This is a genomic window from uncultured Streptococcus sp. (assembly GCF_963456385.1).
Classification (GTDB): domain Bacteria; phylum Bacillota; class Bacilli; order Lactobacillales; family Streptococcaceae; genus Streptococcus.
On sequence record NZ_CAUOLF010000003.1, the window covers coordinates 59,703 to 79,048 of the forward strand.

Genomic DNA, 19,346 nt, shown 5'->3' on the forward strand with positions numbered 1-19,346 from the left:
TTTACAAGAAGACTGCTTTTATACTATAATGGAAAGTAGATAGGAAACTCAGATGTTACAAGTGAAGAATATTTCTTTTGCGTATGACGAAAATCCAACGCTGCACGATATTTCTATGGACTTCGAAGAAGGCCGGATTACCGGCATTCTAGGAGTTAACGGCTCAGGTAAGTCTACCATCATGAAAATTATCACCCGCCTGCTCAAACCGCAGAAGGGCAGCATTTTATATGATGGTCAGCCTGTGGGCGACTCTAAGAAGGCCTTGTTTCAGTATCGGCAGCATGTCAATATGGTCTTTCAGAATCCAGAGCAGCAGCTCTTTTATACCATTGTGAAGGACGATATTGGTATGGCCTTGGAAAACTTAGGCTATGAAGAAGACGAGATAGCAAGCAGAGTCGCGACGGCTTTAGAGATGATGGACATTTCCCATCTGCAGGACAGACCCTTGCAGTATTTGAGCTACGGCCAGAAAAAGCGGGTGGCTATTGCTGGCATGCTGGCCCTGCAGCCCAAGTATCTGCTGCTGGATGAGCCTACGGCAGGACTGGATCCAAAAGGGCGGGACCAGATGGCAGCGACCATGAAAAAGCTGGTCCAGGCTGGAACCAACATTATCGTATCCAGCCATGACATGGATCTGATGTATGACTGCTGTGACTATGCCTACCTACTGGAGAAGGGGCATTTGATCGCACAGGGCAGCAAGTTTGATTTCTTCCAGCAGGGAGATCTGCTAGTAGAGGCAGGCTTGGCTGTACCTTGGATTGTCAAGCTTCATCAGACTATCCAGACGCCACTGGCAGAAAATGAAGCTGCTTTCTTTGAGCAGCTAGGAGGAAATGGAACATGGTCAAATCATTGATGGTACAGGGGACTGCCTCAGATGCTGGAAAAAGCATTATTGCGGCGGGCCTCTGTCGGATTTTTAAGCAGGATGGCCTAGAAGTGGTGCCTTTTAAGTCGCAGAATATGGCGCTTAATTCCTTTATTACCAAAAAAGGAGATGAAATGGGCCGGGCTCAGGTTGTTCAGGCTGAGGCAGCTGGTAAAGAGCCGGATGTCCGCATGAATCCAGTTCTGCTCAAGCCAACATCTGACCGCAAGTCCCAGGTCGTCTTTTTAGGCCGTGTACTGCGGGATATGGATGCCGTCGAATACCATGAATACAAGCAGCAGCTCCTGCCTAAGATTAAGGAAGTCTATGAGGAGCTGGGCGCTGAGAATGATATCATCGTCATTGAGGGTGCTGGCAGTCCAGCTGAAATCAATCTCAATGACCGAGACATTGTCAATATGGGCATGGCCAAGCTGGTTGATGCGCCAGTGATTTTAGTGGCGGATATTGATAAGGGAGGCGTCTTTGCCTCTATCTACGGAACGATTGAGCTCATGCCGCCTGAGGACCGCAAGCGGATTAAGGGGGTTATTATCAATAAATTCCGCGGCGATGTGGCCTTGCTGCAGTCTGGTATTGACATGATTGAGGAGCTGACTCAGGTGCCGGTCATCGGAGTCGTGCCTTATGCCCAGCTGGATATTGACAGCGAGGACAGTGTCGCACTGGTGCAGAAAAGCCGGCGCTTTGATAGCAGAAAGAGTCTGGATATCGCAGTTGTCAGCCTCAAGCGCCTGTCCAACTTTACGGATTTCCACAGTTTAGAAATCCAGCCGGATGTTTCTGTCCGCTATGTCCAGCCTGGTGATGCAATTGGTCGGCCGGATCTCTTGATTCTGCCGGGCAGCAAAAACACCATCGAAGACATGAACTACCTGCGAGAGTCTGGTCTTGAAGCTGAGATTCTCGAGTGTCTAAAGCAGGGCGTGCGAATCTTTGGTATCTGTGGCGGCTATCAGCTGCTGGGGCAGAAGATTAGTGACCCTCTGCACCTAGAGTCTGACTTAGAAGAGATTAGCGGTCTAGGTATTTTAGAGACAGAGACGGTACTTCAGCCGGTCAAGCGGACGACTCAGGTCAGAGCCCTGCATGAGGGGCAAGAGCTAGAGGGCTACGAGATTCACATGGGGGAAACCCAGCTGGCGGATAGTCTGGAGCCATTCTCCATCATCAAGGAGCAAAATGGTGAAGCAGCCGAGCGACTAGATGGAGCAGTGGCTTATGGTGGGCAAGTACAAGGAACCTACCTTCATGGGGTCTTTGACAATCTAGAATGGACTCGACAGTACCTGAATGAACTTCGTCTGGCTAAGGGCTTAGAGCCACTAGAGGACCAGCTTGTCAGTATCAAAGACTTTAAAGACAGGGAGTATGATAAGTTGGCAGACATCCTTCGCCAGTCTTTGGACATGGAGCAGATCTATCAAATCATCAACAGAGAAGAAAAATGAGAATTTATACGAAATACGGTGACAAGGGCTTTACACGGCTCTACGGTGGGGACCGAGTATCCAAGACCCATATTCGGGTCGAAGCTTATGGAACGATGGATGAGCTATGCTCTCATCTAGGCTATGTCGTATCTGAGATGCGTGACTATCCGATCTTGGACGACCTGCGTCTGGAATGCGAGGAAATCCAGCAGCATCTCTTTGACTGCGGCAGCGACTTGGCTACGCCGCGGGAGTTACGCCCCTACAAGCAAGAGCCAGCCAATGTCAGCTGGCTGGAGGAGCGGATGGATGAGTATATGCATATCCCTCCGAAAATCGACCGCTTTATCATTCCGGGCGGCCATCGGATTGCGAGTCTCCTGCATGTGGCTCGCACCATGACCAGACGCTTAGAGCGGCGCATGGTAGCTGTTATAGAGGCAGAAGAAGCAGTCAATGAGATCGGCTTGATCTATATCAACCGTCTGTCGGATTACTTTTTTGTACTGGCTCGATTGGTCAATGATCGTCTAGAGGAGCCGGATACAGTCTACAAACGCAGCGCGAAAATCTTTCGGGAAAAGAAATAGGAGAAGCTAGCATGTATCCAGTCATGATTAATATCAGAGAGAAGAAAGTCGTGGTAGTGGGAGGCGGCAAGGTCGCAGCGCGGAAGATTAAGACCCTGTTGACTGAGCAGGCTGCTGTGACAGTAATCAGTCCGACTCTGCATGCTGACATTCCGCAGGCGGAGGTCCAGTGGCTAGCTAGACCCTACCAGACAGGTGATTTGGAAGGCGCGAAGCTGGTCTTTGCCTGTACAGATCAGGAGGAAGTCAACCGTCAGATTATGGAGGAGGCGGCACCCAGTCAGCTGGTGAACAATACGGGCGACAAGACCTTTTCTGACTTCTACAATGTAGCCATTGCGAGAAAGAAGGACGTGTCTGTCATGATCTCGACCAACGGTCTTTCGCCCAGCCGTTCCAAGGAGATTCGCAAGAAGATAGAAGCAATTTTAGACCAACTTTAAAAGAAGGAAAGAAGCATGCACCTATTATATGTGGGTTTGACCCATCGGGAAACGCCGCTGACAATTTTGGAAAAAGCGCATTTTTCAGATCAGGAGGGGCTCAAAGCTCTGAAGCTCCTGAAAAGAGAAAAAAGTATCTTGGAAAATATTATTCTGTCCACCTGCAATCGGACCGAGCTCTATCTGGTGGTGGACCAGCTGCACACTGGCCGCTACTATTCCAAGCATTTTTTGGCGGACTGGTTTCAAATTCCTGTCAAGGAGCTGGAAGAGTATTTAGTCTTTCGTGAGGGGGATGATGCCTTGCGGCATTTGCTGCGGGTTTCTATCGGATTGGAATCCAAGATTGTCGGTGAAAGTCAGGTCTTGGGCCAGCTCAAGCAGGCTTTCTTGACAGCGCAAGATGCTGGTACGACTGGAATTGTTCTCAATCAGGCTTTCAAGCAGGCGCTGACCTTTGCTAAGCGCATGCATGATTCTTATCGGATTAATGACCGGCCTATTTCTATCGGCCTGACAGCTATCCAAGAGCTGGATCGTTTAGGCCTAGATTACACCAGCAAAAAGGTAGCTATTATTGGTCTGGGAGAGATTGGTCAGCTGGTGACCAAGTATGCCTTACAGCGGCCTTTCAAGTCAGTCATGCTCCTCAACCGTACAGTCAGCAAGGCCCAGCCTTTTCTGACAGAAGACAGGGTATCTGCCCATGGCTGGGATGAGTTGGAAGCGGTGCTGGCGGATGCGGATGTGGTCTTTTCAGCGGTTAAAACGGAAGAATACATTATCTTTCCCTCCATGCTTAAGGAGGGTGCGGTCGTGTTTGACCTCTGTCTGCCTCGTTCCTGCCATCCGAGCTCGTCTCTCAAACTCTATAATATCGAAAATCTAACCAATCAACTGGAGCAATACAAAGCGGAACGGCAGGAGATTGCTGCTCGGATTGCTTTGGAGATTGATGAGGAGCTGGTCAAGTTTGCTGACTGGCGTCAGCAGCTGGGTATTATTCCTCTGATTCAGGAAATCAGGGATAAGGCTTTGGAAGCTCAAGCTTCGGCCATGGAAAGCCTTAATCGCAAGATTCCGGATTTGACAGAGCGGGAGCAGAAGCAGATTTCCAAGCACATGAAGAGTATTATCAACCAAGTCCTGAAGGAGCCAATCTTGCAGCTCAAAGAGCTGTCAGTCGGAGAGCATTCAGACTATGACATTGCCTTGATTGCCAAGATATTTGGCTTGCACAGAGAAAGGGGAAAAGATGAAGGTCATTAAGGTAGGAACCCGCAAGAGTAAGCTGGCCATGACCCAGACCCAACAGTTAGTGGACCAGCTCAAGGCGCTCCATCCAGAGCGGGACTTTGTCCTCGTTCCCTATACCACAAAAGGAGATCGCTTGACCCATGTCAGCCTCCAGGAAATTGGCGGCAAGGGAGTCTTTGTCAAGGAAATTGAGCGAGCCCTCTTAGCTGGTGAGATTGATATGGCGGTCCACAGTCTCAAGGACATGCCGGCTAAGCTAGCTGAGGGCTGTGCGCTCGGTGCGATTAGTCAGCGAGAAGATGTTCGAGATTGCTTGATTTTCCGTCAAGCTGGCCAGACGCTGGCTAATCTTTCTGAGGGCGCTCTTATAGGAACCAGCAGCATTCGCCGACAGGTTCAGCTGCAGGCTCAGAGACCGGATTTGGCTTTTAAACCACTTCGAGGCAACATTGATACACGCATCAAGAAGCTGGAAGAAGGCGAGTACGATGCGATTGTCTTGGCTATGGCCGGTCTTAAACGCTTGGGCTGGCTGGACCAAAGCCGACTTCACATTCAGACTTTAGAGACCAGTCTTTGCCTGCCGGCTATTTCTCAGGGCGCTTTGGCGGTGGAATGCCGGGAAGAGGATGAGGAGTTGCGGAGTCTGTTAGCGGCTGTTCAGGATGAGAAGACAGCAGCTGAAGTGGCAGTTGAACGGGCAGTTTTGGCTCAGATGAATGCAGACTGCACCTTCCCTATCGCTGCTTTTGCCCAGAAAAACGGTCAGGACTATCAGCTAGAGGCCATGCTGGCCAAGGAGGACGGCCAATGTGTCTTTGTCAGCCTTCAAGGGCAGGATGGTCAGGAATTGGCAGAGCAGGCTGTGCGCCAGTTAGCCGATAAGGGAGCAGTAGGAATGCCATGGTTAAAAAAATAATCTTTACCAGGGAGCAGGCGCCGGACTCTGCCTGGCTAGAAAAGATCAAACAGGCTGGATTTGAGACACATCATGTTCCTCTCATTCGATGTCAGTCTCTGCCCTTGCCAGAAGCTGTCCAAGCAATTCCGCCAGAAGCCGACTGGGTCTTTTTTACCAGTGCTGTCGCAGTGGAGGCTTTTAGTCCCTATATGAAAGCTGACTACCAGATTGCGACCATTGGGCCGCAGACCAGTCAGGCGCTGGACAAGCTAGGCCGAGTCTGTGATTTTCAGGCCAGCAGCCACTATGGTCTTGACTTTATTCAAGAGTGGCTGGATTTGGCTCTGCCGACGCAGAAGATCTTGCTGCCTCAGAGCAGCCTGTCCAATCCCAGTCTGGCTGAGAAGTTAAAAGAAGCAGGTCATGATGTCTGGGCTTGGCCTATGTACGAAACAACCTCAAATCCTGCTGGTCAGGACCAGCTCGAGACCTATCTGTCCCAAGAGGATGTGATTTGGACCTTTGCCAGTCCGTCGGCTTGGCAGAGTTTTTGTGCTATTCAGCCCCATCTAGCATCCAGCCATCAGATTGCAGTGATTGGCCAGACAACGGCTCAGGCTGTTAAGGGGTCCGGCTATAGGGTAGACTACCAGCCCCAGAGTCCTTCTGTTGAGGAAATGGTCAAGGAAATAATCAAGAAAGAAGAGAAGAAGCATGGAATTTTATAGACATCGCAGGCTGAGAAGAAGCAGCGGTCTGCGGCAGCTGGTTCGAGAAACCAAGCTGTCTGTGGATGATTTTATCCAACCCTTGTTTGTCAAGGAAGGCTTGACTGAAAAGCAAGAAGTAGCTTCCATGCCGGGAGTTTATCAGTTCTCCATCGAGGATTTGCTGCCAGAAGTTCAGGAATGTGTGGACTTAGGTATTCGAGCTTTTATCGTCTTTGGCATTCCGTCAGAAAAGGACGAAATAGGCAGTCAGGCTTCAGCTGAAAATGGCATTGTCCAAGAAGCTATCCGTCTGATCAAGAAGCATTTTCCTGAGACGGTCGTCATTGCAGACACCTGTCTCTGTGAGTTTACCAGTCACGGCCATTGCGGTATTTTGCGAGGGGAAGAAGTGGATAATGATCTGTCTCTGACTAGACTGACAGAAGTCGCTGTCAGCCAAGCCAGGGCTGGAGCAGATGTCATTGCGCCTTCCAATGCCATGGACGGTTTTGTGGCGGCTATTCGTCAGGGACTTGATGCAGCGGGCTTTGAAGACATTCCGATCATGTCCTATGCCATTAAGTTTGCCTCTAGCTTTTATGGACCTTTCCGAGATGCTGGTGAGAGTGCTCCGGCCTTTGGTGACCGCAAGACCTATCAGATGGATCCGGCCAATCGATTGGAGGCTTTGAGAGAAGCCAAGAGCGATGAGGAGCAGGGAGCAGACTTTCTCATGGTTAAGCCGGCTCTGGCCTTTCTGGATATCCTCAGAGAGCTGCGTCAGGAAACTCGGTTGCCTCTGGTGACCTATAATGTCAGTGGAGAATACGCCATGGTCAAGGCAGCAGCCCAGCAGGGCTGGATCAATGAAAAAGCTATAGTCATGGAAACTTTGACCAGTATGAAGCGGGCTGGGGCAGACTTGATTATCACTTATTTTGCCAAGGATGTGGCCGGCTATCTGAGAGAAGGATAGAGACTGCGGAAAATCAGCAGTTTTCTAGATAAGGAGGACCAACTTGAAGAGAGAACATTCCAACCAATATTTCACAGAGGCTCAAAAGCTCTTTCCCGGCGGTGTCAACAGTCCTGTCAGGGCTTTTAAGGCTGTGGGCGGCCATCCGCTTTTTATCGAAAAAGCCAGCGGAGCCTATTTGCATGATGTCGATGGCAACCGTTATATTGACTACGTCCTGTCTTGGGGGCCTATGATTTTGGGGCATGCTCCTAAGGATGTGTTACCAGCAGTTGTGGAAGCTATTTGGGAGGGAACCAGCTTTGGTGCTCCTAGTCCCAGAGAAATTGCCCTCGGCCAGCTGGTGCAGGAGCGCCTGCCTTTCATGGAAAGAATGCGGATGGTCAATTCGGGAACGGAAGCGACCATGAGCGCCATTCGGGTAGCGCGTGGAGTGACCAAGCGCTCTAAAATTGTCAAATTTATCGGCTGCTATCACGGCCACAGCGATTCCTTTTTGGTTCAGGCTGGTTCAGGCTTGGCCAGCTTTGGGATTGCTGATTCTGCCGGAGTCATTGCTCAGGTAGCTGGGGAAACTCTGGCTTTACCTTACAATGACACAGATGCTCTCAAGGCTTGCTTTGAAAAGCACGGAGACGACATTGCCTGTGTCATTTTAGAAGCCGTTGCTGGCAATATGGGCTTGATTCCTGCGGATGCGGACTTTATCAGTACTATTCGCTCCCTCACTCAGGAATACGGCTCTCTCTTCATCGTTGATGAGGTCATGAGTGGTTTCCGAGCTCATTATCAGGGGGCAGTCGGCCTCTATCAGACAGAGCCAGACCTTGTCTGCTTGGGCAAGGTTATCGGTGGCGGCTTTCCAGTCGCAGCCTTTGGCGGTAAGGCTGTCTATATGGATCAGGTAGCGCCTCTAGGCAGCATCTATCAGGCTGGTACCTTGTCGGGCAATCCAGTCGCCATGACGGCCGGTTACGAAACGCTGAAACAGCTGACACCGGAGCTCTTTGCTGAGATCGAAGAGAAAACAAGCTACCTCTGTGATGGCTTGCGAAATCTAGCAGACAAGTACAGTATTGATTTGCAAGTCGTATCAAAAGGTACCATGTTTGGCTTCTTCTTCAGTCAGAAGCCAGTTCGCAATTTTGAGGATTCTAAGGCGGCTGACCATGCTCAGTTTGCACGACTGCACGGTCTCTTGCTGGAGCAAGGCATCTATCTGGCGCCATCTCAGTATGAAACCAACTTTATGTCAAGTGCCCATACTAGAGAGGACCTAGACCAGACCTTGGCGGCCTTTGAGCGGGCATTTCAAGCAATGAAAGAAGAAGCAAATGGCTAAGATTGTGTTAGTGACAGGCGGGGCCAGAAGCGGTAAGTCGGCATTTGCGGAGGAGCAGTTGGCGGACCGAGAGCGAGTTTGCTATATTGCGACTGGTCTTCCCCGAGGAGAAGATCCAGAATGGCAGGAGCGGATTCGGCTGCACCAAGAGCGCCGGCCGGCTTCCTGGACGACTCAGGAGCAGTATGCAGGGCTGGCCGACTGGCTGCGAGAGCAGTCGCATCCAGTTTACCTGCTGGACTGTGCCACTCTTCTGACTAGCAATCGCCTCTTTGATTTGATTGCTCAGCATTTTCCAGACAAGCTGGAGCTGACCGAGGAACACTTTCTCAGTCGGCAGGAGCAGTCTTTCTTGCTGCAGCTCTTGGAAGAAGAATGGCAAGAGCTCCTATCTACAATCCGTCAGACAAATGCTGAGTGCTGGATTGTAACGGATGAAGTTGGCCTGGGCATTGTCCCAGAGACCAGACTAGGGCGCTTCTTTCGTGATGTGCAGGGCAAGATCAACCAACTGATTGCAAAGGAGGCGAGTGAGGCTTATCTAGTCATTTGCGGCCTCGCTCAGCAGTTGAAATGATAAAGGCATTGATTATCTATACCCAATTTTTTAGCCGGATTGTGATTCCAAAGGCAGTGGATATTTCCTATCTGCGACGGGGACTTCCTTTTCTGACCCTCTTTGGCCTCTTGCTGGGTTTGATTTCAGGTGGATTTTATTTCCTGGTGAGCCTAGTCTTACCAGGGATTGTCGCTTGGGTTCTGACCCTTGCTTTCGATGTTCTGCTGACAGGTGGTTTTCACTTAGATGCCTTGGCGGATACGGCGGATGGGCTCTTCTCTTCTCGTAAGAAGGAGCGGATGCTGGAGATTATGAAGGACAGCCGGATTGGCAGCAATGGCGTTCTGGCGCTCATTCTCTACTATGCTCTGATGCTGGTTCTCTACTCTTATCTGCCAGAGCCTCGCTGGTTTATCGTGGCTAGTCTGACCATGATTGGCAAGGCCGGTCTGAGCCTACAGCTTTACCGGATGACCTATGCTAGAGAAGGCGGCGGCTCGGGAAATTTCTTCAGTGGTAGCAAGACTAGTCATATCCTGCTTGCCCAGCTTCTTCCCTTACTCTTATCTCTGCTGGTTTTCAGTTGGAGAGGCCTTCTGGCTTACGGCTTAGTATTTTTGGGAGCAATCGGCTATCGCCGGTTCGTTTATAATAAAATTGATGGCCACACAGGCGATACGCTGGGAGCCTATGTCGAAATTGCCCAGCTCCTCTATCTTTTAGGATTGGTGGTGCTGGGATGAAAAGATGGTATTTGATGCGGCATGGTCAGACAGACTACAACCGCAGGCGCTGTTTCTACGGCAGCCATGATGTCTCTATCAACGAGCAAGGCCAAGCGGACTCCAAGCAGCTGGCGCTACTGATGCAGGAGCACACGGTCGATGCAATCTACACTAGTAGTCTCAAGCGGACGCAGGAAACAGCCCAGCTGGCTTTTCCAGACAGGCAAGTCAAGGCCTTAGCTGATTTTGACGAGCGAGGTTTCGGACAATGGGAAGGTTTGACAGCTGATGAGATTCAGGCAGCCTTTCCAGAAATCTGGCAGGCTTGGCTGGAGGCTCCCTTTGAGATTACGCCTCCTGAGGCAGAAGTGTTCGCTGACTTTCAGACCAGAGTCTGGGCAGCAACAGACCGCCTGCTAGATAGTACTGAGGACTCAATCGCTCTAGTAGCTCATTTGGGAGTCCTTCGCTTGATTTACCAGCATTTGGTTGATGGAGAGGCTGTTTTTTGGAACATTGATGTCCCCCAAGGACGAGTGCTGCTCTTGGAAGAGCGTGACCAGACTTGGCAGGCGACCTTACTCTAAGGATTTATTATAAAAAAACAAACAATATGATTTATCTTGGGAAAGAGGTGACCAGATGAATACACAGATTCAGGATAAATTTACTTTTAAAAATGGTCAGACTGTGCGCAATCGCGTTGTCTTGGCTCCCATGACCATCTGCGCTAGTGATCCGGGCGGCTATGTTTCTCAGGCAGATATTGACTTTTTTGCCCGCCGTTCGAGGTCGGTTGGCATGGTCATCACTGGCAGTACCTATGTCCGTCCTCTGGGCAAGTCCTTTGCGGAGAGCTTCAGCGGCGCCGAGGACGATAAGATTGAGGGGCTTAGCCGTCTGGCCAAGGCCATCAAGGACCAAGGGGCTCTGGCTATTGTTCAGCTCTATCATGGCGGTCGTATGGTTCTGCCTGATTTGATTGACGGTCAGCCAGTAGCACCCAGTGCTGTTAAGGCTCCACGCGATTATCTGGCGGAGCCGAGGGCGCTCAAGAACGCTGAAGTGGAGCAGGTGATAGAGGACTTTCTGTCAGCTATTAGACGGGCAATTCAGGCTGGCTTTGATGGTGTCGAGCTTCATGGAGCCAATACCTACCTGATCCAGCAGTTTGTCTCTCCCCATTCCAATGTCCGTCAGGACAAGTGGGGCGGCAGCCTTAACAACCGCCTGCGCTTTCCAAAGACCTTGCTGAAAAGAGCCAAGCAACTGGTCAAAGAAGAGGCCGACCGTCCCTTCCTGATTGGCTACCGCTTTTCTCCGGAAGAGATTGAAGAGCCAGGAATCCAGCTTTATGATACCCTGCAGTTGCTGGAGCAGCTCATCTATCATCAGGTGGACTATCTGCATATTTCGACCTCTGATGTCTGGCGCTCGTCTATCAGAGATTCTCAGGACTCGGAGCCAGTGATTGAAAAAATTATCAGAAAAATTAATGATAGAGTGCCCCTGATTGGTGTCGGTCAGATTGAGACCAAGCAGGATGCCCAGCGTGTATTGGATGCGGGGATTCCGCTCTTTGCCCTCGGCAAGGCCCTGCTCCTAGACCCCGACTGGGCAGAAAAGGTTGTCTCTGGCCGAGAGGCAGAAGTCATCCGAGCTTATCGCGATGAGTTGCAGGCAGACTTGGCTCTGCCAACTGCCTTTGTCGAAGATGCTCGAAGCTATCTGGAAGGAAAAGATTAAGACAAGCACATCCCCAAGGAGGAAATAGAATGAGCAATCACTTGTTTTTCATTCGTTTGCTCTCTCATCTTCAGGACATAGAACCACCTTAGACAGAGAGCGAAGCGTATTTAGATTTGACTAGGACAGACCGTCTTAAAGTAGTTTACAAAATAGAAAAGGAATTTGAATATTTTATGAAACATTTTAAAAAGATTATGGCTCTAGCCTTGGCAGGCCTAGCCCTAGCCTCCTGTGTAAACCCTAGCAAAACCAGTGAGCCTACTGGCGATAGTGACAGCAAGACTGTAACTATTGGCTATACCCAGTTTCCAGCAAATGTAGATCCAGCAGCGGAATACAATGGCTGGTTCACGGTCCGTTACGGAGTGGGAGAAACCCTCTTTAAGATGGACGACAAACTTGAGGTAAAACCTTGGCTGGCTGAGAAAATCGAAGCAGTCTCAGACCTAGAGTGGAAAATTACCCTCAAGGATAAGGTGACTTTCCAAAATGGTGAAAAAATGACTGGTGAAAAGGTCAAAGCCTCTCTGGAACGCTTGATTAAGACCAGCGAACGGGCAGCATCAGATATGGGCATTGACAGCATATCTGCAGAGGGTCAAACTGTGACCATCAAGACAAAGGCTGTGCAACCGATCATGGCGAATCTCTTGGCAGAGCCATACTCCGCCATTGTCGATACGACTGGCAAGAGTGCATCTGACAAGGCTCCTGTCGGAACTGGCCCTTACATGGTGACCAAGTACACTCCTGAGAGCGGAGCAGAGCTCAAGGCTTATGATGACTACTGGGATGGCAAGCCAAAAGTTGCTAATCTGAAGATCAAATACTTCTCTGATCCGACAGCTATTTCTGCAGCCCTCAAGTCTAAGGAAGTCGATGCCGTCTATGGTCTGCCTTATGCAAATCTAAGTACCTATGCTTCCGATAAGAACTACAAAATTTCTGAAGTAGAAGGTTCTCGCTACCTAGCATATTACTATAACTTTGAAAATCCTTACGTAGCAGATGACAAGTTCCGTCAGGCTTTAGATACCTTGGTAGACAAGAAGACCTACTCTGAATCCCTCTTTAAAGGCTCAGCTGTACCAGCTGTTGGACCTTTCCCTAAAGGGTTTGCCTTTGCTCTGCAAAAGAGCGTCCATGAATTTAACGTAGACAAGGCTAAGAAACTCTTGGATGAAGCTGGCTACAAGGATACTGACGGCGATGGCTACCGTGAAAAAGACGATCAAAAAGTCAGCATTGAGCTGCTGTCCTTTACTCGTCTGCCTGAAATGCCGCTGGCTGTAGAAGCAAGCCAACAACAACTCAAGGAAGTCGGAATCGAAGCGACTATTAAGAAAGTTGAAGTCAGTGCCGTTGCCAGTGAAAAGGACTATGCCTTCACACCTTACGCGGTGGTAGCAGCTCCTATCGGTGATCCATATGCCTTCTTCAACAGTGCCGTTAAGACCAATGGTACAGCCAATATCGGTCACTACAGCAACCCAGAAGCAGACAAGAAAATCGAAGAGCTGGCGACTGAAACTGATCCAGCTAAGCGCAATCAGCTCAGCAAGGAAATCCAAGAAATCATGGATAAGGACTACGGCTTTACCATCATCGGCTTCTTCAAGGTCGCTCTGGTAATGGACAAGTCGGTCTCTGGTCTGGAATCCCATCCGACAGACTACTATCACGTCAGCAACAAACTATCAAAGGAATAAAACATGCTGGAAATGAAAGATCTGCTGGTGCAGTCAGCAGATAAAGTCATTCTCGATCGGGTCTCCCTCTCTCTTGCTGAGGGGGAGTCCCTTTCGATTGTGGGCGAGAGTGGCAGTGGCAAGTCTACCCTGCTCAAAATGCTGCTGGGTCTCCCTCTCAGGGGGCTGACAGTAACAGAGGGCAGTATTACTTTTGAGGGGCAGGAAATTCAGCCCCAGGACCACCGTATTTATCTGCCTTTTGTGGGCCGAGAAGTGGCCTGGATTAGCCAGCATGCCAGTCTCAGCTTTAATAACCGCCGTAAGATCAAAAAGCATTATCAGGACTTGGTGAAAAATCAGAGCCACCAAGCAGCAAATCTCCGTCCCTTGGAAGAATGCCTAGAGATGGTGGGGCTGCTGCCTGAAAAAGTCGTCAATAAGTATCCTTTCGAGCTCAGTGGCGGTATGATGCAGCTAGTCGGTGTGGCGCTAGCTCTAGCTAGCAGACCCAAACTATTGCTGGCTGATGAGCCGACTAGCGCTCTGGATGTCCTGTCGAAAATGAAGCTGCTTGTTCTCTTGAGCAAGCTTCATCAGGAGGAAAACATGGCCATTCTCTTTGTCACTCATGATATCAGCGTAGCTGAGCATCTGGCGCAAAAAGTAGTCGTCATGAAGGAAGGACAGATTGTCGAAATCGGTCCAGCCCATCAAGTTCTCTGCCATCCTGAGCAGGCCTATACCCAGAAATTGCTGAAGGCCGTGCCTAAGCTAGCAGCATTTAGAGAAGGGGAGCAGCTATGAATCAAGTATTGATCGGTCGCCAGTTGACCTACGAGTACAGTCAGATAGGCGAGCGGAGAATCGGTGTCTTTGATATTGACATTAGCTTGGAAAAGGGACAGGCTTTGGGTCTGGTCGGTGAATCAGGTTCAGGTAAGAGTACCATTGCCAAACTCATCTGCCGCTTTTTAAAGCCAGACCAAGGGGAGCTGACTCTACTGGGCCAGCCAGTCTCTGCCTACAAGGATAGGGACTACTATGCTCGGGTCCAGTATATCGCCCAGCAGCCCCAGTCGACCTTTCATCCCAAGCGCAGCATTCAGCAGAGCCTAGAAGAGGTCTGTCGAAACTTCTCTCTCTACCAGCAGCAGTCAGATAGAAAGCAGGCCATCCATGACTTGCTGAGATCGGTTGGTCTGACACCTGAGCTTGCCCGGCGGCTGCCGCACCAGCTGAGCGGAGGAGAATGCCAGCGGGCGGCTATTGCCCGTGCCTTGGTGATTAATCCCGATGTGCTCATCTGCGATGAAATCACCAGTGCTCTGGATGTGACCGTTCAATATGAGGTCATGCAGCTGCTGGCAGATATCAAGGAGCGCTCGCAAACCTCCTTTCTCTTCATCTCTCATGACATCGCACTGGTCAGCAATTTTGCGGAAGATTTGGTCGTCCTCAAGGACGGAATCGTGCAAGAAAAGGGCAGCATGCGAGAGGTCGTCTCTGCTCCTAAGAGTGACTATACCAAGCTCTTGCTCAGTCAGTACAGGGAGGATAAAGATGAGGATTAAGCAAGAACTAGACTCTATGGCTCCTTGCAGCAGCTATCAAGGCAGTCTGCCCATCACAGATGAGCTGGCTATCCAGTACACTCTGCTTAAAGGACAGGCTACCCAGCCCTTGCTGACCATCAGTGCTGCAGTCCATGGCTGCGAGTATGTCGGAGTTAAGGCGCTGATGGACTTGGCGCATGAATGGGACTTTAACTTTCAGGGCTCTGTCCTCCTCCTGCATGCAGTCAATGTCAGCGGCTTCTGGGCTCGGGAGACGACGCTTGTACCTGAGGACGGTCTCAATCTAAACAGGATCTTTCAGGACCAAGGGCCAGTTTCCAGCCTCAGCTATCAGATTCGGTCTGTGATTGAGAGCCAGGTCTTTAGTGTCAGTGACTTCCTGATTGACCTGCACAGTGGTAATCGGGAAGAACTGCTGACCCCTCATGGTTACTATTCTCTGCGGGCGAATCCAGAGGTGGTCGAAAAGTCCTATCAGATGCTGCAGGCTTCTGGGACACCGATTATCTATCAATCTCAGGACCGCGGCAATCTTTATCACGCTGCCTCGGTGGACTATGGTTTGCCTAGCATCCTGCTGGAGCGGGGAGAAAACGGCACCTGTCTGCCAGAGGATGTGCTGGCCATGAAAGAGTCGGTCAAACAAGTCGCCCGCTATCTTTTTGAAGGGAGCATGCCCTATTATAAGCAGGCGCCACTGATCTTTGATGACAGCTACTATCTGAACTGTCAGAGGTCGGGCTGCTGGATGTGCTTTGTCCGTCCCAATCAAACAGTACAGGCTGGTCAGGTCATCGGTGAAATCTGTGATATTTATGGCAATATTTTAGAAAAGGTGACTGCCAAGGAAGATGGTCTGGTCCTCTACCAGAAAGCGACCTTGGTCGTCCACCAAGGCGAAGTGCTGTTGGCTGTAGCTAGCAAGAAGCCTGGAAGCTACCAGACATCTGAAAGGGAGGCGCATGATTAAATTTATTATCAAAACTATTCTGCAATTCGTCCTCATCCTGCTCTGCGTCAGCTTTATCTCCTTTTTACTGGTTTATCTAGCACCGGGAGATCCGGCTGAGAGCATCCTCAACGCTCAGGGCATTCCTTATACCAAGGAACTGTTGGAAATCAAACGAGCAGAGATGGGACTGAATGGCAGCTTTATGGAGCAATATCTGGCCTGGCTGGGCAGGATTGTCCATGGTGACTTTGGTGTGACCTATAATTCTGGAGCTTCGGTCTGGGAGCAGCTGGTTTTCTATTTTCCCAATACAGTCTACCTAGCTTTTTATACCCTGCTAGCGACTCTGGGGATTTCCCTGCCGACAGCTCTCTACACATCCTACCATGCTGGAAAGCCTATCGACCGCTTCCTGATGGCAGGTCTGGTCTTCCTGAATGCCATTCCTAGCTTTGTTATGGGAATTATCCTGATTCTGATTTTTTCTGTTCAGCTTCACTGGTTTCCCATTCAGGCAACGGCTAATGAGCTGGGTCTAGTCTTGCCAGTCATGACACTGGCCATGATCATGTCCACTCGCTATATCCCGCAGCTGCGAACTGCTCTGATAGAAGTACTGCATTCGCCAGAAGTCGAAGGTGCGCGAGGTCGAGGGATTCGAGAGGGCCATATCCTGTTGCACGATGTGATTTACAATGTCTTGCCCTTTCTTCTGACCTTGGTCAGCCTTTCTCTGGGCTCGCTCTTAGGCGGTGTGGCTATTATCGAGCACCTCTTTTCCTGGCCGGGCATCGGTAAGATGCTGATTGGCGTAGTCGCCAATCGGGATTATCCCCTCATTCAGGGGGCGGTCCTCTTTATCACAGCGGGAGTCTTGACTGTAAATCTAGTCTTTCAACTGCTCACGGTTTGGCTCAATCCTCGCATCCGACTGGCTCAGGAAAATCCCAAACTGCTGCCGCGTATGAAGAAATTAAAAGCAAGCAAGGAGGGTTCGTATGGATAAGAAAATCAATCGAAAACTCCTGATTTTGGGCGGCCTTATCATCCTGGCCCTAGTCCTATCCTCCTTGGCTCCTCGTCTCTTGGGTGACAGTTTGACCAAGGTCAATCTAGGTCAAGCCCTGCAAGGACCGAGCAGCAGTGAGTGGTTCGGAACGGACGCTCTAGGCCGCTCTGTCTTTGCACGTGCCGTGAGCGGAGGCGCAGAAACGGTCCTGCCGGCCCTGATGATTTTGATGCTGATTGCGGCGGTGGGCTCCTTTATCGGAGTGACCAGCGCCTTCATCGGCGGGAAATTCGACCAGCTCATCTTGCTGGTAATCACGGTCTTTCAATCTTTCCCATCTATCATTTTGGTCATTGCCATCGTCAGTATCTTGGGGATCGGTCTCCAGCAGACACTCATCGCTATCTGCCTGACGGCCTGGACCAAGTACGCCTACCTGATGCGTTCCATGACCCTGCAACTGAAAAATGAACCCTATATCCAGTCCTCGAAAATGTATGGCAATAGTTTTTGGACTACCCTGAAAAACTATTATTTTCCTAGTCTATTTCCTCAGATTCTGACAACCATGAGCTTTGACATCAGCACCATTATCATGGAAATCGCTGGTCTCAGCTTTGTCGGCTTGGGAGCTCAGGCACCGTCGCCTGAGTGGGGAGCCATGATTAATGATGGCCGGATTTACATTCAGGAAGCCCCTTGGATTGTAGTCTTCCCTTGTATCTTGCTGATTCTGACTATTCTCCTCTTTACCAAGTTCGGGGATGCTCTCAACAGCAAGTACAATCGCATGAGTTAATCATCAAAAATCAACAGCTAAAAAAACTGCATTCCCCCTATCTCTTGGGACTGCAATCAAAAAAAATATGAATACAAGAAAGTGATTCAATAAAAATGAGAAAAAAATTATTTTTATTAGTTGTCCTCTTGCTGCCTTTATTCTTGGTAGCCTGCCAGCAAAACTCAAACTCTTCCCAACAGGTCAATGAGAAAGACAAACTCACTATGGTCTGGGGTGAAGACTTTGGGGATGTCAACCCTCACCGCTACAATCCAGACCAATTTGTCATTCAGGATATGGTCTATGAAGGCCTGGTCCGCTACGGTGACAATGGGAAAATCGAGCCAGCCTTGGCAGAAAGCTGGGATATCAGCGAAGATGGTAAAACCTATACCTTCAAGCTGAGAAAGGCAAAATTCTCAGACGACTCTGACTTTAATGCAGAGAATGTCAAACGCAATTTCGATACAGTCTTTTCAGAAGAAAATAAGAAAAACCACACTTGGTTTGACTTTACTAACCAATTGGAAAGCTACCGAGTTGTCGATGAGCATACCTTTGAGATTAAGCTCAAACAAGCCTACAGTGCGACTCTCTATGATTTATCAATGATTCGTCCAATCCGCTTCGTAGCTGATGCTGCCTTCCCTGACGGAGATGACACAACTAAGGACAACCTCAAAAAGCCAATCGGAACCGGTCAATGGGTTGTCAAAGACAAGAAGGCAAATGAGTACATCACTTTTGCCCGTAATGAAAATTACTGGGGTGAAAAGCCTAAACTGAAAGAAGTAACGGTCAAGATTATCCCAGACCCACAAACCCGTGCTCTTGAGTTTGAGTCTGGCAATGTTGACTTGATCTATGGAAATGGCGTTATCGGTCTGGATAACTTTGCCAAGTATGCCAAGGATGATAAGTACACGACAGACGTATCTCAGCCTATGTCCAGCCGCCTCATGCTCTTGAATGCCAAGCAAGAAATTTTCAAAGACAAGACTGTCCGTCAGGCGATGAACCATGCGGTTGATAAGAAGTCTATCGCGAAAGACATTTTCCGCGGCACAGAAACACCGGCTGATACCATCTTCTCCAAGTCTACTCCGCACTCTGACGCCAATCTGACTCCCTATGAATACGATATCGAACTGGCTGAAAAGATGCTGGATCAAGCAGGCTGGAAGAAAGGCTCTGACGGTATCCGCGAAAAAGATGGCAAGAAATTGAGTCTCAATGTCCCTTATATCTCTTCTAAGGCGACAGACAAGGACTTGGTTGAGTACTTCCAAGGCGAATGGAAGAAAATCGGTATTGACGTTCAGCTCAAAGCCATGGAAGAAGATGACTATTGGGAAAATATTAAGACGGGCGACTTTGATTTGATGCTGACCTTCTCTTGGGGAGCACCTTGGGATCCGCATGCTTGGATGACTGCCCTGACTTCACCAGCAGACCATGGCCACCCAGAAAATGTTTCCCTAGAAGCTCTGCCATCTAAGTCAGAAATGGACAGCATTATAAAGGCGACTCTGGTTGAGCCAGACGAAGCAAAAGTTGATGAAGGCTACAAGAAAGTCCTCACCATGCTCCATGATGAAGCTATCTATATTCCAATCACTTATCAATCCGTTGTTTCCGTCTACCGCAAGGGAGAACTTGATGGCATGCGTTTTGCTCCAGAAGAAAATGCCTTCCCACTGCGCTACATTGAGAAAAAATAAAAGCTAACTTCATACATAAAAATTTGCATATA

General features: G+C 49.6%; 20 protein-coding genes. All 20 read left to right on the top strand.

All coding sequences use genetic code 11. The features are described 5' to 3' along the window. The first annotated feature begins 52 nt into the window (after positions 1-52). Positions 53-868 carry an energy-coupling factor ABC transporter ATP-binding protein gene (locus tag RP262_RS01895; RefSeq protein ID WP_048772443.1) on the top strand — a complete coding sequence of 272 codons (816 nt, stop codon included), beginning with the start codon at positions 53-55 and terminating at the stop codon, positions 866-868. Then, entirely contained in the window at positions 853-2,352 is a 1,500-nt protein-coding gene (locus tag RP262_RS01900) for a cobyric acid synthase (protein ID WP_311154111.1), read from the top strand. The genes RP262_RS01895 and RP262_RS01900 overlap by 16 nt, the downstream gene beginning before the upstream one ends. Next, positions 2,349-2,924: a cob(I)yrinic acid a,c-diamide adenosyltransferase gene (locus RP262_RS01905; RefSeq protein WP_002898252.1), complete on the top strand. Its 576-nt coding sequence runs from the start codon at positions 2,349-2,351 to the stop codon at positions 2,922-2,924. Before RP262_RS01900 ends, RP262_RS01905 begins: the two co-directional genes overlap by 4 nt. An 11-nt stretch (positions 2,925-2,935) precedes the next feature. After that, positions 2,936-3,367 carry an NAD(P)-dependent oxidoreductase gene (locus tag RP262_RS01910; RefSeq protein ID WP_311154112.1) on the top strand — a complete coding sequence of 144 codons (432 nt, stop codon included), beginning with the start codon at positions 2,936-2,938 and terminating at the stop codon, positions 3,365-3,367. Positions 3,368-3,382: 15 nt separating this feature from the next. After that, on the top strand, positions 3,383-4,636 hold the full coding sequence (gene hemA / locus RP262_RS01915; RefSeq protein WP_311154113.1) for a glutamyl-tRNA reductase: 1,254 nt from the start codon (positions 3,383-3,385) through the stop codon (positions 4,634-4,636). Next, on the top strand, positions 4,623-5,543 hold the full coding sequence (hemC, locus tag RP262_RS01920) for a hydroxymethylbilane synthase (protein ID WP_311154114.1): 921 nt from the start codon (positions 4,623-4,625) through the stop codon (positions 5,541-5,543). The genes hemA and hemC overlap by 14 nt, the downstream gene beginning before the upstream one ends. Then, a complete protein-coding gene (locus tag RP262_RS01925; RefSeq protein WP_311154115.1) occupies positions 5,528-6,253 on the top strand; it encodes a uroporphyrinogen-III synthase in 726 nt (241 codons plus the stop codon). Before hemC ends, RP262_RS01925 begins: the two co-directional genes overlap by 16 nt. After that, entirely contained in the window at positions 6,240-7,211 is a 972-nt protein-coding gene (hemB, locus tag RP262_RS01930; protein WP_311154116.1) for a porphobilinogen synthase, read from the top strand. The genes RP262_RS01925 and hemB overlap by 14 nt, the downstream gene beginning before the upstream one ends. Before the next feature lie 43 nt (positions 7,212-7,254). Continuing rightward, a complete protein-coding gene (gene hemL, locus RP262_RS01935) occupies positions 7,255-8,553 on the top strand; it encodes a glutamate-1-semialdehyde 2,1-aminomutase (protein ID WP_311154117.1) in 1,299 nt (432 codons plus the stop codon). Further along, the gene (cobU, locus tag RP262_RS01940; RefSeq protein ID WP_125377389.1) at positions 8,546-9,130 is read left to right on the top strand and encodes a bifunctional adenosylcobinamide kinase/adenosylcobinamide-phosphate guanylyltransferase; all 585 of its coding nucleotides are present in this window, start codon (positions 8,546-8,548) and stop codon (positions 9,128-9,130) included. The genes hemL and cobU overlap by 8 nt, the downstream gene beginning before the upstream one ends. After that, positions 9,127-9,855, top strand: a complete 729-nt coding sequence (cobS, locus tag RP262_RS01945) for an adenosylcobinamide-GDP ribazoletransferase (protein WP_311154118.1) — start codon at positions 9,127-9,129, stop codon at positions 9,853-9,855. The genes cobU and cobS overlap by 4 nt, the downstream gene beginning before the upstream one ends. Beyond that, the gene (locus RP262_RS01950) at positions 9,852-10,424 is read left to right on the top strand and encodes a histidine phosphatase family protein (protein WP_311154119.1); all 573 of its coding nucleotides are present in this window, start codon (positions 9,852-9,854) and stop codon (positions 10,422-10,424) included. The genes cobS and RP262_RS01950 overlap by 4 nt, the downstream gene beginning before the upstream one ends. A gap of 55 nt (positions 10,425-10,479) precedes the next feature. After that, positions 10,480-11,583: an NADH-dependent flavin oxidoreductase gene (locus tag RP262_RS01955; protein WP_311154120.1), complete on the top strand. Its 1,104-nt coding sequence runs from the start codon at positions 10,480-10,482 to the stop codon at positions 11,581-11,583. Positions 11,584-11,699: 116 nt separating this feature from the next. Then, positions 11,700-13,295, top strand: a complete 1,596-nt coding sequence (locus RP262_RS01960) for an ABC transporter substrate-binding protein (protein WP_311154121.1) — start codon at positions 11,700-11,702, stop codon at positions 13,293-13,295. 3 nt (positions 13,296-13,298) lie between these two features. Continuing rightward, positions 13,299-14,081, top strand: a complete 783-nt coding sequence (locus RP262_RS01965; protein ID WP_311154122.1) for an ABC transporter ATP-binding protein — start codon at positions 13,299-13,301, stop codon at positions 14,079-14,081. Then, positions 14,078-14,848, top strand: a complete 771-nt coding sequence (locus RP262_RS01970) for a dipeptide/oligopeptide/nickel ABC transporter ATP-binding protein (protein ID WP_311154123.1) — start codon at positions 14,078-14,080, stop codon at positions 14,846-14,848. The genes RP262_RS01965 and RP262_RS01970 overlap by 4 nt, the downstream gene beginning before the upstream one ends. Next, positions 14,838-15,821, top strand: a complete 984-nt coding sequence (locus RP262_RS01975; RefSeq protein WP_311154124.1) for a M14 family metallopeptidase — start codon at positions 14,838-14,840, stop codon at positions 15,819-15,821. The genes RP262_RS01970 and RP262_RS01975 overlap by 11 nt, the downstream gene beginning before the upstream one ends. Further along, positions 15,814-16,809 carry an ABC transporter permease gene (locus RP262_RS01980; protein WP_311154125.1) on the top strand — a complete coding sequence of 332 codons (996 nt, stop codon included), beginning with the start codon at positions 15,814-15,816 and terminating at the stop codon, positions 16,807-16,809. The genes RP262_RS01975 and RP262_RS01980 overlap by 8 nt, the downstream gene beginning before the upstream one ends. Further along, positions 16,802-17,611 (top strand): ABC transporter permease, encoded by an 810-nt coding sequence (locus RP262_RS01985; protein ID WP_311154126.1) that lies wholly within the window; start codon positions 16,802-16,804, stop codon positions 17,609-17,611. Before RP262_RS01980 ends, RP262_RS01985 begins: the two co-directional genes overlap by 8 nt. A gap of 95 nt (positions 17,612-17,706) precedes the next feature. Further along, positions 17,707-19,314, top strand: coding sequence for a nickel ABC transporter substrate-binding protein (nikA, locus tag RP262_RS01990; RefSeq protein ID WP_311154127.1), 1,608 nt, complete (start codon positions 17,707-17,709; stop codon positions 19,312-19,314). The last annotated feature ends 32 nt before the right edge of the window (positions 19,315-19,346 follow it).